Genomic DNA, 13,631 nt, shown 5'->3' with positions numbered 1-13,631 from the left:
ACATGAAGATCGACAATGTCGCAGACCTTATCGCAGAGACGCTGGCGCAAGCCGGCGTCAAGCGTATCTTCGGCGTGGTCGGCGACAGCCTGAATGGCCTCACCGACGCGCTACGCAAGCGAAAGGCGATCGACTGGATTCATGTCCGGCATGAAGAGGTCGCAGCCTTCGCCGCCGCGGGCGAAGCGCAGATCACAGGCGAACTCGCGGTCTGCGCCGGATCGTGCGGACCCGGCAATCTGCATCTCATCAATGGCCTGTTCGATGCGCACCGCAGCCGTACGCCGGTACTCGCCATCGCCGCGCAGATTCCGTCGGCTGAAATCGGCGGCGGTTATTTTCAGGAGACCCACCCGCAGGATCTGTTCCGGGAATGCAGCCACTATTGCGAACTGATTTCCGATCCGTCGCAATTGCCTTACGTCCTGGAAAACGCCATTCGCGCGGCCGTGGGGCGGCGCGGTGTCGCCGTGATCGTCATCCCCGGCGACGTCGCATTGCGATCAGCGCCGAAGCGCGGCATCTCGCCGAATGCCGGGCTGCTGCCGGCTGCGCCCATTGTGCGACCGGCCGAAACCGAGCTGGAGGCGCTGGCCAAGCTCCTCAACGGCGCCAAGCGCATCACGCTGTTCTGCGGCCGCGGCTGTGCCGGCGCGCATGATGGCTTGATGCGGCTTGCCGAGACGCTGAAGAGCCCGATCGTGCATGCACTCGGCGGCAAGGAGCATGTCGAGTTCGACAATCCGTACGACGTCGGCATGACCGGCTTTATCGGTTTCTCGTCCGGCTATGCCGCGATGCATGCCTGCGACGTGTTGCTGATGCTCGGGACCGACTTTCCCTACAAGCAGTTCCTGCCGACGGACGCGAAGATCGCGCAGGTAGATATCCGCCCGGAAAATCTTGGCCGCCGCTGCAAGCTCGACCTCGGCCTAGTCGGTGATGTCGGCGCCACGATCGGTGCGCTGCTGCCGAAACTGAAGGCGAAGACCGATCGCAAGCATCTCGATGACAGTTTGGCTCACTACAAGAAGGCACGCGCCGGGCTCGACGAACTAGCGCAGGGTACGCCCGGCCAGAAGCCGATCCATCCGCAGTATCTGGCGCGCCTGTTGAGCGAACAGGCGTCCGAGGATGCGGTGTTCACGGCCGATGTTGGCACGCCGACGATCTGGGCGGCGCGCTATCTCGTCATGAACGGCAGCCGGCGCCTCATTGGTTCGTGGGTTCACGGCTCGATGGCCAACGCCATGGCGCACGCCATCGGCGCGCAGGCTTCGCAGAAGGGGCGGCAGGTGATCTCGATGTCGGGCGACGGCGGGTTTGCCATGCTGATGGGCGACCTGATCACGATGACGCAGATGAAGCTGCCGGTGAAGATCGTGATCTTCAACAACGGCGTGCTGGGGTTCGTGGCGATGGAGATGAAGGCTTCCGGTTTCATCGAAACCGGCGTCGATCTCAAGAATCCCGATTTCGCGGCGATGGCGCGCGCGATGGGCATTCACGCGGTGCGGGTGGAGGATCCGGGCGAGCTCTCAAACGCGATCCGCGACGTGCTGGCTCATGACGGTCCGGCCGTCCTCGATGTCGTTACCGCCACCCAGGAACTGTCGATGCCGCCGACCATCACGGCAGAGCAGATCAAGGGTTTCAGCCTCTGGGTGCTTCGCGCCGTGATGAGCGGCCGCGGCGACGAGGTGATCGATGTGGCCAAGACCAATTTGCTGTCGCGCTAGGCAGTGTATTCGGGTGCAACCTTTGATTCGGCTGGATGGCTGTTCAGTGTGCTAAACACTAAGGCTCTATGTCCAAATGGCTTAAACAGTTTCTATTTGGAATTTGGGGTCTTCTGCTGATCCCGCTGATCACGCCTATCCTCAAAAAATGGTTGGAGGAAAACGTCTTCTCCGATCCTAACGATGTGGCCACGACGGTTTTTCGTAACGCTGTGGCCACGACCGCTTTTGATAACCTTGTCGCACTGGGCCAACAGCGTTGGTTTAAATTCGCAGTGGTCTTTTCGACCGGAGTCGTAATTGGCGTCTCAATAGAATGGTTGAACCGGAAGTCGGATGAGAAGAAAGCTTCCGAGCTCCGGAGCCTCGGTTCTAAATTTCGCAGTCTTTCAGATAGCCTCAAAATTCGGGGCGCGTCGTCAGGATGGCCGGACAATGTGCGGGATCTTAAACCTGCAATCATGTCTGCACTTGGCTCCGCCAGGAAATTTCATCTGTGGGTCCCGGATGAGCACGTGTACCAATTGCCCGATGCGTCATTCCTTTGTGAATACTTCAGATGTGTCGGTAAGCTTTTAGAGGATGGACAATTTGACAAGGCCAAAAGTGAGGCGCTCTCCTGGAAGCCATTCCTCGATAACGTGACGCTGTCTTGAGTTTCCGCGCTGGTCCAACCAAACTAGGACCGCTGTGCTGCGTGCCACACCCTGGGCTAGTGCTCTGAATCTACTTCCGCTTTCGGCCGAACCGCGGACAGGGCCGGGCTTGCCATTGGTTGGCCCCGGTCGCGAATGACCCCAAAGCGAACGTTGCGCGCCCAAGGCAGGAACTGTGGTATCCTCCGTCAAAACGCGATGGGACGGTTCAGTGAAGCGGCGGCCCCTCAAATGGCCCTTGCTGCTCGTGCTGAGCGTCCTCGTGTCCTGCCATTGCACACGGATCTGAAGATAACTCTCCCGGATATCGAGGAGGACCAAGTCGTGAAGCGGGACTTCGACCTCATCGTCTATGGCGCAACGGGTTACACTGGTCGTCTCATCGCCGAGTATCTGGCGACGTCCTATCGCGGCGACGATGCGCCATCCTGGGCGATCGCGGGACGCTCGACCGACAAGCTCCAGAAGGTGCGCACCGACATCGGCGCACCGGGCGATTTGCCTTTAGTGAAGGCGGATGCCGCCGAGCCGGCCAGCCTGCGTTCGATGTGCGAGCGTGCGGCCGTGATTATCACGGCGGTCGGGCCTTATCAGCTCCACGGTCCCGAGCTTGTGGCGGCCTGCGCGGCCACGGGCACGGCCTACGTTGATCTGTGCGGTGAACCGGCCTGGATGCGGCGCATGATCGACGCCCATCACGAAGAGGCGAAACGGACCGGCGCGCGCATCGTCTTCTCCTGCGGCTTCGATTCCATTCCGTTCGATCTCGGCGTGCTCACGTTGCAGGAGAAGGCGCGCGAGAAATTCGGACGCCCGGCGCGGCGGGTCAAGGCTCGCCTGCGCAAGGTCAAAGGCGGGATGTCTGGAGGCACCGCAGCCAGCGCCCAGGCGACATTGGCCGCCACCGCGCGCGACCCGGCCCTGATCCGGCTGCTGACCGATCCCTTCGCGTTGACGCCGGGGTTCACCGGGCCGTCTCAGCCGTCGGGCCTTGTCCCTGAATACGACCCGAGCCTGAACGTGTTGCTTGTCCCGTTCCCAATGGCGCCTATCAACACCAAGAACGTGCACCGCACGAATTTCCTGTTGGGTCATCCCTACGGCGCGGACTTCGTTTACGACGAGATGATGGTCGCGCCGGGATTGGGGGAAATCGCTGGCGTGGCGACGGAGACGTTCGCCACGATGGTTTCCTTGCTCGGGACCGGCGGTCTCAAGCGCGGCGCAGGCCCGACTCGGGAAGAGCGCGAGAAGGGCTTCTACGACATCCTCTTCCTGGGCGAGCTGCCGGATGGCGGACGGGTCGAGGCGGTAGTCACGGGCGACCGCGATCCGGGCTACGGCTCGGCCAGCAAGATGATCGCCGAGAGCGCTCTCTGCCTTGTGCGCGACGTGCAGGGCGATGGCGGCATCTGGACGCCGGGCGCACTGATGGGTCCGGCGTTGCGCAAGCGTCTGAAGGAGCGCGCCGGCCTCACCTTCAGCGCGCGTTGAGGTAACGCTCAGAACTGCAGCGGCGCGCTGGATACCGCGGCGATCTCGGAAATCACAGACAAAAAGCAGGGAGGATGCCATGAGCGGTGCAAGGCTAAAACATTACGGCTGGGGTCGCGAAGACGAAGGCATGACTGCCGAGGAGCAGGCTTTCGTGCTCGGCCGCTATCACGCGAAATTCGCGCGCGATGCGTTTGAGACAAAAGCCGTGCCGCGTCTTGAGGACCTGGCACTGCGGGCGCCGCGCGTTGCACTGCCGAGCTCACTTGCCGCTTTCTGTACGAGCGAACGCTACGACCGGGTCGCTCACACCTACGGCAAATCCTATCCGGACTACGTGCGAGCCATGCTCGGTGACTACGACAGCGCGCCCGATGTGGTCGCATATCCACGCAACGAAGCAGAGATTTCCGCTGTGATGGACTGGGCCGGTAGCGTCAGCGCCTCGCTGACACCGTTCGGGGGCGGGTCGAGCGTGTGCGGCGGCGTCGAGCCGCGAATAGATGGGCTTCGCTATAAGGCGGCCGTCACACTTGATCTGCGCAATCTCGGCAAGGTTGTTGAGGTAGATCAGATATCGCGCGCCGCACTGATCGAAGGCGGTGCCTATGGTCCATCGTTGGAGAACCAGCTTAAGCCGCACGGCGTCACATTGCGGCATTTTCCGCAGAGTTTCGAATATTCAACCCTTGGCGGCTGGATCGCGACGCGATCGGGTGGTCATTTCGCCAGTCTCTACACGCATATAGATGATTTCGTCGAAAGCCTGCGCGTCGTGACGCCGCGCGGCATACTGGAAACGCGTCGATTGCCGGGGTCGGGTGCTGGACCGAGCCCCGACCGCATGTTCATAGGCTCTGAAGGCACGCTCGGCGTGATTTCGCGCGCCTGGATGCGATTGCAGCCACGTCCGAAATTCCGCGCCGGCGCATCGGTTCGTTTCCATTCGTTCTTCGGTGCTGCACGCGCGTTGCGCGCCATCGCACAGGCCGGCCTCTATCCATCGAACTGCCGCATCCTTGACGCGCAAGAGGCGTTCAACACCGGTGCGGCCGACGGCAGTGTCGCGATCATGGTGCTCGGCTTTGAATCCGGCGACCATTCGCCGGATGCCCGGATGGCACGTGCGCTTGAATGCTGCGGCGACCATGGCGGGACGCCGGAGGCCGCAAAAGCCGGCGATGCACATCTCGAAGGTGCAGCAGGAATCTGGCGGAACGCATTTATTCGCATGCCATATGCGCGCGAGTTTTTGACCCCGGCCGGTCTCATCAACGACACGTTCGAGACCGCTATCACCTGGGACCGGTTCGAAAGTTTCCACGACAAAGTGAAGGCGGCGACGGAGCGTGCGATCCTCGAAGCGACTGGCCTGAAAGGCGAGGTCACATGCCGCTTCACCCATGTCTATCCGGACGGGCCCGCGCCCTATTTTTCATTCCACGCACTCGGCCGCCATGGTGCTCTTCTGGAGCAGTGGCAGGCGATCAAGAATGCGGCCAGTGACGCGCTGATTGAGGCGGGTGGTACGATCACGCATCATCACGCTGTAGGCCGTGATCATCGGCCTTGGTACGATCGCCAACGCCCGGGTCTTTTCGCGGCCGCGCTTCGGGCAGCAAAAAGAGAACTCGATCCACAAGGCATGCTCAACCCGGGAGTGCTCATCGATCCGTAATGCGGATCGACGCGCCAACGGACTATGCGAATAATTGTGTTATTTGCTGCGGTGCACGAGTCCGCTGTTGGTTCGCATAGCAGACCTGACAAGCCGTCCGCTCGGTAGATTTATGGGTCCACGCCCTGGCTCAACCGACCTGGCCGACGAATTGCTGCAGTTCCGGCGTTCGGGGCGCAGCGAACACCTCCTTTGGCACGCCTTCTTCATGCACCTTGCCATGGTGCATGAAGACGAGCTTGGTGCCGACGTCGCGCGCAAAGCGCATTTCATGCGTAACCAGGATCAGCGTCATGCCCTCGCGCGCGAGTTGCTCGACCACGCGCAGCACCTCATTGACCAGTTCGGGGTCGAGCGCCGAGGTGATTTCGTCGCACAGCAGCACCTTCGGCCGCATCGCCAGCGAACGGGCAATGGCGACGCGCTGCTGCTGGCCGCCGGACAGTTCGCTCGGATAGGCGTCCATCTTTTCCGATAGTCCCACCTTGGCAAGCACCTCGGCGGCGGTCGCGCGCGCTTCCGCCTTCGACACCTTGTTGACGACGGTCGGCGCCAGCATGACGTTCTCGGCCGCCGTCAGATGCGGAAACAGGTTGAACTGCTGGAACACCATGCCGACATGGCGGCGCAGTTCGCGCAGATTGGTGTTGGCGCCGGCGACTTCGATCCCATCGGCGGTGATGCTGCCGGATTGATAGGTCTCCAGTCCGTTGATGCAGCGGAGCAAAGTGCTCTTGCCGGAGCCGGAGCGGCCGATGATGGCGACCACGTCGCCCTTGGCGATGTCGAGCGAGACGCCTTTCAGCACCTCGTTCGCACCAAAACTCTTCCTGACGTCACGAATGCTAACGAGCGACATTGAGGCGGCCTTCGATTTTCTTCGCCCACCAGGACAGCGGGAAACACAGGCAGAAATAGATCAGCGCGACCAGCGAATAGACCAGGAACGGCCGGAAGGTCGCATTGTTGAGCATGGTGCCGGCCTTGGTCAGTTCGACAAATCCGATGATCGAGGCGAGCGCCGTGCCCTTGATGACCTGCACGGAGAAACCAACGGTCGGCGCGATGGCGATACGCGAGGCCTGCGGCAGGATGACGTAGCGCATCTGCTCGATATAGCTGAGCGCGAGGCTGGAGGACGCCTCCCATTGGCCCTTCGGGATCGACTCGACGCAGCCGCGCCAGATCTCGGTCAGAAACGCGCTGGTCCAGAATGTCAGCGCCAGCGTCGCGGCCGTCCATGGCGAGACCTCGACGCCGAACAGCGCAATGCCGAAGAAGAACAGGAACAGTTGCATCAACAGCGGCGTGCCCTGGAAGAACTCGATGTAGATCTTGGTGAACCATGCCAGCGGCGCGATCCGCGACGTCCGCATGAACAACAGGACCAGGCCTACGATGCCGCCGCAAAAGAACGCGATCAGCGACAGCACGATCGTCCATTGGGTGGCGATCAGCAGGTTGGAGAGGATGTCCCAGAAGCTGAACTGCAGCACGGTTCACCTCGCTTTGAAGATGACGCGGCCGAGCGCGCGCAAAGCCGCGCGCGTCAGTATCGCCAGCACGAGGTAGGCCAGGGCGACCAGCAGATAGACCTCGAAGTTGCGGAAGTTCCGCGACGCAATGAAGTTCGCGGCATAGGTGAGGTCTTCCGCCGAGATCTGCGACACCACCGCCGAGCCCAGCATCACGATGATGATCTGCGACGACAGCGCCGGATAGATTTTTCGAAATGCCTGGTTGAGCACGATGCGGCGCAGCACCTCCCATTTGGTCATCGCGAGACTGAGGCCGGCTTCGATATGGCCTTTGGGCACGGCCTCGATGCCGGCGCGGATGATCTCGGTCGAGTAGGCGCCGAGATTGATCACCATGGCGAGGAAGGCGGCGGTGGTTTCGCTGAGCTTCAGCCCCAGCGCCGGCAGGCCGAAGAAGATGAAGAACAACTGCACGATGAACGGCGTGTTGCGGATCAATTCGACATAGACCGCAACGACGCGGCCGAGCCAGGCGGGGCCGAAGGTGCGCGCCGAGGCACCGGCGGTGCCGACGGCTATGCCGGCCACCGTCGACACAACAGTCAGCACGATCGTGAAGACCAGCCCCTGTAGAAGCACGTTCCAATAGGGCAGCAGTTCGGCGAATTGCAGTTTGTAAGACACTGCGGTGCCCCGGCTTGCGTTAGAAGCCGGGCGGTAACGGCGCCTTCAGCCACTTCTCCGACAGTTTGCCGATCTCGCCTGACGCCTTCGCCTTGGTGATGATCTCGTTGACCTTGGCCAGCAGCGCGGGCTCATTCTTGTTGAGCCCGACATAGCAGGGGCTGTCCTTGATCACGAATTTCAGCGCCGGCGCGCGGGCAGGGACCTTTTCGGCGATCGCGGCCGCCACCGTGTTGCCGGTGGCGATCAGGTCGACCTGACCGGACACGAAGGCGGCGATGGTGGCGTTGTTGTCCTCGAAACGCTTGACGGTCGCGTCCGGCGGGGCCGAGGCGGTCAGCGCCTGTTCCTCGATCGCACCGCGGGTGGCGCCGATGGTCTTGCCCTTGAGGTCGGCCGCGCTGCCAACCGTGATCGCCTTGGTGCCGAACACGCCGGAGAAGAACGGCGCATAGGCGATTGAGAAGTCGATGACCTTTTCGCGCTCCTCGTTCTTGCCGAGGCTTGAGATCACGAGGTCGGCCTTGTTGGTCTGCAAATAGGGAACGCGGTTGGCGCTGGTCACCGGAATGATCTCGGTCTTCACCCCGAGTTCCTTGCCGATCAGATTGGCCATGTCGATGTCGTAACCCTGCGGCTTGAGATCGAGGCCGGCGGAGCCGAACGGCGCAAAATCCTGCGGCACGGCGATCTTGATCACCTTCGACTTCATGATGGAATCGAGGGCGTCGGCATTGGCCTGCGTCGCCACCGCGGCAGTGGCCAGTGCGGCGGCAAGCATCAGTCTCTTGAACAGCATTCTAGGAATCTCCGAGGTTACGGCGAATAAGCGCCTCCGAGATTCCTCTCGGTGCGTACAATTCGGCTGATGTGGCCCGGCTCCACGTCGTGATTCGACCCTGCCTGACGCCTCGCATTTAGGCAATGCTTGGCGGTGCTTTTTTTGGAGGCGTTTGTGCGTTGTTTTCGAGCATGGTCACGCGACCATGCGTTGTGCTGCGGCGTTCGTTGAACCCGTCGGTTCGTGATTACCGCAGGCCTTCATACACCATGAAGCCGCGCGCGATGGCGAGCTTGCGCAAGGCGCGCGGAACGAGCTTTTGCGGCCGATGCAAATAGCGCCACGACGTCACCTTGAAATCCCTGATCGTGCCGAGGTCGCCTTCGAACGGCGCCAGCACTCCGGTCAGGCTGATCGGCGCATGCGCGCGGTTGTTGAATGGCAGCAGCAGCAACTCCAGATGCGCCGTCGTACCGTCTTCCGAAGTCGCGGTGATGCCGGCAATCGCTGCCAGCATTTCCTCTGCGACGTAGCTGACGATGTCCTCGATCTCGCGGCGGCTGTCCGGGGTGAACAGCGCGGAGAAGCTCGTATCCTTCAGGTCGCGGCCGAGCAGGGCGCAGACCCGGGTTCCGGCGACGCGAAACGGGTAGCCGGCATCGTTGTCGTAGGACAGCACGAAGATGTCGCCGAGCAGCTCGCGCACCGCGCCGGGTTCGATCTCGCTGCGGTCCGGTGCCCGCGCATCGCCCCGCTTCGCATCCCAATAGGCGAAGAACTCGCGGCTCGATGGGTGTTTCATAACTAATCCTCGCCCCGGGTTGCATTAAGCGAGACACTTCTGTCCCGCTTTTGCGCAACACGCCTTCCCTTGCGTGTTGTGCAGGACGGGCTTTGCAGCGTCCATGCCGGGAACGCGATTTGGCCGCGCGCGCCACGCCTTTGCGTTGTTAACGTTAAGTTAACTATGAGGTTGGCGAAGGCGGGGCGGCGTGCGTAGTGTGGAACGCATCAGTCGGCGCCGGCTTATCTCAGGGTTCTCGGCGCAGTTGGTACACAGGTGGCTTCAAACAGTTTGGTCATCGCGCGGGGAGGGGTGGGGATGTGATCCTTAGCTCCGGGTGCGAGAAGACCGACGAGATAAGGGAGAGCTTTCTCAGAGCTCTCCCTTTTTCTTTGGACGGCGAACTCGCGTCCGGGACACGGATAGTGGCGATTGTGCACTTGCACAGGGCGGGCAAAGCCGCCTATCTGGATCCATACGCCTCTAAGCTGCCTTGCAAGGTTCTGGCCCTTTGGAATCCCAGCCTTACTCATCCTCGGTCGAGCCGCCGGAGACCCCGCACGAGCCGATCCTGACGCTGCCGGGCGCGCTGACGGCCTATATCGCGCTGATCGCAGCGATTCATTTGCGCGTGCTGCTGCCGGTGGAACTGGAGAACTGGACCATCGACGTGTTCGGTTTCATTCCGAAGCGCTACGATTCGACGCTGCTCAACATCACCTTTCCCGGCGGCGCCGGCGCCAAGGTCTGGACCTTCGTCACCTATTCGCTGCTGCATGCCAATCTGAGCCATATCGGCTTCAACATACTGTGGCTGTTGCCGTTCGGCAGCGCGCTGGCCCGCCGGTTCGGTCCTGTCAGGTTCTTCGTATTCATGGCAGTGACGGCCGCGGCGGGTGCACTGGCGCATCTCGTCACTCATGAGCACGCGATCGCCCCGATGATCGGTGCCTCGGCCTCGGTATCCGGCGCCATGGCGGCCGCCATTCGCTTCGCTTTCGTGAAGGGAAGTTTTCTTTCGTTCAGCCGGGGCGATGCGGATGCCGCGGCGAAAGTTCCAGCGCTGTCGCTGGCCCGCGCGCTGCGTAACCCGCGAGTGCTCGGATTTCTGGCGGTGTGGTTCGGCGTCAACATCATCTTCGGCCTCGGGTCGATTTCGATCGGCTCCGAAGGCGCCAGCGTCGCCTGGCAGGCGCACATTGGCGGATTTCTCGCCGGCCTGATGTTGTTTTCGCTATTCGATCCGGTGCCGCGTGCGACGCCGCATGCGGCGGATGCTTCATCGCCGGACGAGGCTGGCCGCGTCTGATCGCCGCTTGCGGCGAACGACGATTTCATTCATCATCCACTAAAGTTGTAATGCAAGCCTATGCCGCTGCCGTGCTCGACAGCCGCGCTTGTAAACCGTGTCCCGAAACAAACCGGCGCGGAACTGTTGATTGAAGACTCGCGGAACAAGTCGGGCCCAGGGGGCGCGAACGGATTCAGGGAGGCGCCAATGACGGTACGTTCAATTCTCGACACCAAGGGCCATCAGATCCAGAGCGTCGAGCCGGACGTCAAGCTTTCGGCTGCGATCAAGATCCTTGGCGAACGCAAGATCGGCGCCGTGCTGGTGATGAACCAGGGGCGCCTTGAAGGCATCCTTTCGGAACGCGATATCGTCCGGGTGCTGGGCGAGCGCGGCGCCAGGGTGCTCGAGGAGCCGGTCAGCGCGGTCATGACGCGCAAGGTCGTGAGCTGCCGCGAGTCCGACACCGTTTCCGGGATCATGGAAATGATGACGATCGGCAAGTTCCGCCATTTGCCCGTGGTCGAGGACGGCAAGGTGGTGGGCCTGATTTCGATCGGCGACATCGTCAAGCGCCGCGTCCAGGAATACGAGACCGAGCAGGAAGCCCTGCGCGACTACATCAAGACGGCCTGATCGTTATTCTTTCTCGATCTTTTCGACTGCCGGCTCGGCTGCGCCCGCCGGCGGCGGCGCCAGAATGTGGATCGCCTCCTGGATCGACTCGATGGCGCGTTCGGCCGCGCGCACGCCGTGGGCGATCAGGTCGTCGGCGCGATGAAAATCGAACCAGCCGATCTTTCCGACACGGGGCGAGATCAACAGATCGGGCGGATCGCCGGCAAGCCGTGCGCGCGTGATGCGGTCCTGCATGATGTTGAAGGCGTCGACCATGACCGAGGAGATGCCCGGCCGTCCGCCGCCGCCGAAGAACTCACGCTTCATGGTGCGCTCGGCGGAGAAGAATTTTCCGATGCCGCGTTTCCGCGGCTCGGGTTCAGCCGCCGGTTCAGGCATCACCGACACCGAAACGCCGGGCGTTGGGCCGTGGGAATAGATCGTCGTGGAGTGCGTGAAGACGTCGCTGGAAAGATTGGCGGCGATGACGATCTCCGCGCCGAGCGCGCGTGCCGCCGACACCGGCACCGGATTAACCAGCGCGCCGTCGACCAGCCAGCGGTCGCCGACCAGAATCGGCGAGAATATTCCCGGCAGCGCATAGGAAGCGCGCATCGCATCCACCATCGGGCCATGGGTCAGCCAGATCTCGTGACCGGTGCGCACTTCGGTCGCCACGGTGGCAAATTTCACCGGCAGATCCTCGATCAGGCTCTGGCCCAACGCGCCCTCGATTTCGGCCGCAAGCCTGGCGCCGCCGATCAGGCCCGAGCCGTTCAGGCGGATGTCGAGGTAGGAGAGGACGCTTCGCGGCTGCAGGCTGCGCGCCCATTCTTCCAGCTTGTCGAGATGTCCGGCGGCATAGGCGCCGCCGACCACAGCGCCGATCGACGTTCCGACCACCACGTTGGGGATGATTCCGTGGGCCACCAGCGTTCGGACGATGCCGATATGAGCAAAGCCGCGCGCGGCGCCACCGCCCAGCGCGAGTCCGATCACCGGCCGGCGGATACTGCCAAGCCCTACCTTGTCCTGGGCATCGGATCCCTTTTGGCCGCGGCCCATCCAGCTATCCAACACGCAAACTCTCCTGCGGCTGCAACGATATTCGCCACGGCGCGGAAGCGCCAGACCAGTCCATCTCAATCCGGATGCATGGTTTATGCCCGGGGAAAGCGGCCTAGGCAGGGAATGTGACTGGACCACGACCGCAGGATTAACATTGGGGGGTTATGCGGGTTCCGCTACCGCTGCCGGCCCGAACTCCGCTACGGAGGCTTGAATTTGCCGCGTTTTCGGTGAAAAGCATGGCCATGATCTCGGGCGGTAACGGTATCGTTGGATTCGGGCGGGGCGGATGGCCTTTCCCGGCGCTGGCGTTCGCGTTGGCGCTGCTCGCCGCCCCGGCCTCGGCCCAGATGTTCTCGGACCGTCCGCCGCCCGTGCCGCCGGCCGCGGTTCCGGATGTCCAGACCGGGCCCGCCATGAATCTGGCGCCGCCGTCGGGGACGGGAACGATCCCGCCGATTCCGGCACCGCTGAACCAGCCCACCATCGTGCCACCATCGATCGCGACGATCCCTCCGGGGACGCCTCCACCAGGTGCCGCAGCTCCAAATCAGGGGGTGCTGTCGCTGACGGCGCGCTACGGCAAGGATCTGCCGGTCATCAACGGCGGGCTGGTGTGGCGGGTGTTCGCCGACAAGCCCGACGACACCGGCACGTTCAAGCTGATCCGCGAGGAGCGCGGCGCGACCCCCAACATCGTGCTGCCGCCCGGCAATTACGTCGTCCACGTGGCGCTTGGTCTGGTCAGCGCGGTGCGGGCGGTGAGCCTGAAAGCGGAGACCGATCGCGTGGGCTTCGTGCTTCCGGCCGGCGGACTGCGCATCGAGGGTCGCGTCGGCTCCAGCAAGATTCCACCGAACCAGATTTCGTTCGCGCTCTACAAGGGCAGCCAGTTCGAAGGTGGCGCCGAACGCACCCCGCTGCTTCCAAGCGTCGCCGCCACGGACGTCGCGCTGCTGCCGGAGGGCACCTACTACATCATCTCCAACTATGGCGACGCCAACTCCGTGGTGCGCTCCGACATCCGCGTCCAGGCCGGCAAGCTGACGGACGTGACCGTCAGCCACCGCGCGGCGGTGATCACGCTGAAGCTCGTCAGCGACCGGGGCGGCGAGGCGCTCGCCAACACCGCATGGTCGGTGATCACGCCGGGCGGCGACGTCATCAAGGAATCGATCGGCGCGTTTCCTCGCGTCGTGCTGTCCGAGGGCGAATACCGGGCGATTGCCAAGAACGAGGGCAAGGTGTTCGAGCGCCCCTTCAACGTCGTCAACGGCGTCGACGGCGAGGTCGAGGTCGTCGCGCGCTAGTCTCGGGATGGGTTGGCGGTACACCGCAGCGCCCGAACACAAAATCGCGA

At 62.7% G+C, this 13,631-nt stretch carries 13 protein-coding genes; 7 read left to right on the top strand and 6 right to left on the bottom strand.

Annotated elements, in window-relative coordinates; genetic code table 11:
* The first annotated feature begins 2 nt into the window (after positions 1-2).
* The 4 genes from poxB to IVB22_RS29385 all read left to right on the top strand — a co-directional run bounded on the left by poxB (position 3) and on the right by IVB22_RS29385 (position 5,567).
* Complete coding sequence (gene poxB / locus IVB22_RS29400; RefSeq protein ID WP_247520661.1) at positions 3-1,739, top strand: ubiquinone-dependent pyruvate dehydrogenase; 1,737 nt, start codon at positions 3-5, stop codon at positions 1,737-1,739.
* Between the two features lie 68 nt (positions 1,740-1,807).
* Positions 1,808-2,395 (top strand): hypothetical protein, encoded by a 588-nt coding sequence (locus IVB22_RS29395; RefSeq protein ID WP_247520660.1) that lies wholly within the window; start codon positions 1,808-1,810, stop codon positions 2,393-2,395.
* A 324-nt stretch (positions 2,396-2,719) separates the two neighbouring features.
* Complete coding sequence (locus IVB22_RS29390; RefSeq protein WP_247520959.1) at positions 2,720-3,889, top strand: trans-acting enoyl reductase family protein; 1,170 nt, start codon at positions 2,720-2,722, stop codon at positions 3,887-3,889.
* A 79-nt stretch (positions 3,890-3,968) separates the two neighbouring features.
* The gene (locus tag IVB22_RS29385; protein ID WP_247520659.1) at positions 3,969-5,567 is read left to right on the top strand and encodes an FAD-binding oxidoreductase; all 1,599 of its coding nucleotides are present in this window, start codon (positions 3,969-3,971) and stop codon (positions 5,565-5,567) included.
* A gap of 130 nt (positions 5,568-5,697) precedes the next feature.
* Here IVB22_RS29385 and IVB22_RS29380 read toward each other — a convergent pair whose 3' ends face one another.
* From IVB22_RS29380 to IVB22_RS29360, 5 genes are all read right to left on the bottom strand, one after another.
* Positions 5,698-6,426, bottom strand: a complete 729-nt coding sequence (locus IVB22_RS29380; protein WP_214488743.1) for an amino acid ABC transporter ATP-binding protein — start codon at positions 6,424-6,426, stop codon at positions 5,698-5,700.
* Positions 6,413-7,063, bottom strand: coding sequence for an amino acid ABC transporter permease (locus tag IVB22_RS29375; RefSeq protein ID WP_247520658.1), 651 nt, complete (start codon positions 7,061-7,063; stop codon positions 6,413-6,415). The genes IVB22_RS29380 and IVB22_RS29375 overlap by 14 nt, the downstream gene beginning before the upstream one ends.
* A gap of 3 nt (positions 7,064-7,066) precedes the next feature.
* Complete coding sequence (locus tag IVB22_RS29370; protein ID WP_247520657.1) at positions 7,067-7,729, bottom strand: amino acid ABC transporter permease; 663 nt, start codon at positions 7,727-7,729, stop codon at positions 7,067-7,069.
* Positions 7,730-7,748: 19 nt separating this feature from the next.
* A complete protein-coding gene (locus IVB22_RS29365) occupies positions 7,749-8,528 on the bottom strand; it encodes a transporter substrate-binding domain-containing protein (protein ID WP_247520656.1) in 780 nt (259 codons plus the stop codon).
* A gap of 229 nt (positions 8,529-8,757) precedes the next feature.
* On the bottom strand, positions 8,758-9,312 hold the full coding sequence (locus IVB22_RS29360) for a PAS domain-containing protein (RefSeq protein ID WP_247520655.1): 555 nt from the start codon (positions 9,310-9,312) through the stop codon (positions 8,758-8,760).
* 493 nt (positions 9,313-9,805) lie between these two features.
* Between IVB22_RS29360 and IVB22_RS29355 the strand changes: the two genes are divergently transcribed.
* Both IVB22_RS29355 and IVB22_RS29350 read left to right on the top strand, forming a co-directional pair.
* Positions 9,806-10,603 carry a rhomboid family intramembrane serine protease gene (locus IVB22_RS29355; RefSeq protein ID WP_247520654.1) on the top strand — a complete coding sequence of 266 codons (798 nt, stop codon included), beginning with the start codon at positions 9,806-9,808 and terminating at the stop codon, positions 10,601-10,603.
* A gap of 189 nt (positions 10,604-10,792) precedes the next feature.
* Positions 10,793-11,221 (top strand): CBS domain-containing protein, encoded by a 429-nt coding sequence (locus tag IVB22_RS29350; RefSeq protein WP_247520653.1) that lies wholly within the window; start codon positions 10,793-10,795, stop codon positions 11,219-11,221.
* Between the two features lie 3 nt (positions 11,222-11,224).
* Here the strand turns inward: IVB22_RS29350 and IVB22_RS29345 are convergent, their stop codons facing one another.
* Positions 11,225-12,283, bottom strand: coding sequence for a patatin-like phospholipase family protein (locus IVB22_RS29345; RefSeq protein WP_247520652.1), 1,059 nt, complete (start codon positions 12,281-12,283; stop codon positions 11,225-11,227).
* 233 nt (positions 12,284-12,516) lie between these two features.
* On the opposite strand from IVB22_RS29345, the gene IVB22_RS29340 reads away from it, so the two are divergent.
* On the top strand, positions 12,517-13,581 hold the full coding sequence (locus IVB22_RS29340; RefSeq protein ID WP_247520958.1) for a hypothetical protein: 1,065 nt from the start codon (positions 12,517-12,519) through the stop codon (positions 13,579-13,581).
* Positions 13,582-13,631: the final 50 nt, after the last annotated feature.

The organism is Bradyrhizobium sp. 190 (assembly GCF_023073415.1).
GTDB lineage: Bacteria > Pseudomonadota > Alphaproteobacteria > Rhizobiales > Xanthobacteraceae > Bradyrhizobium.
The sequence above is the reverse complement of the archived record's forward strand: the minus strand, read 5'-3'. Positions and strand labels throughout refer to the sequence as shown.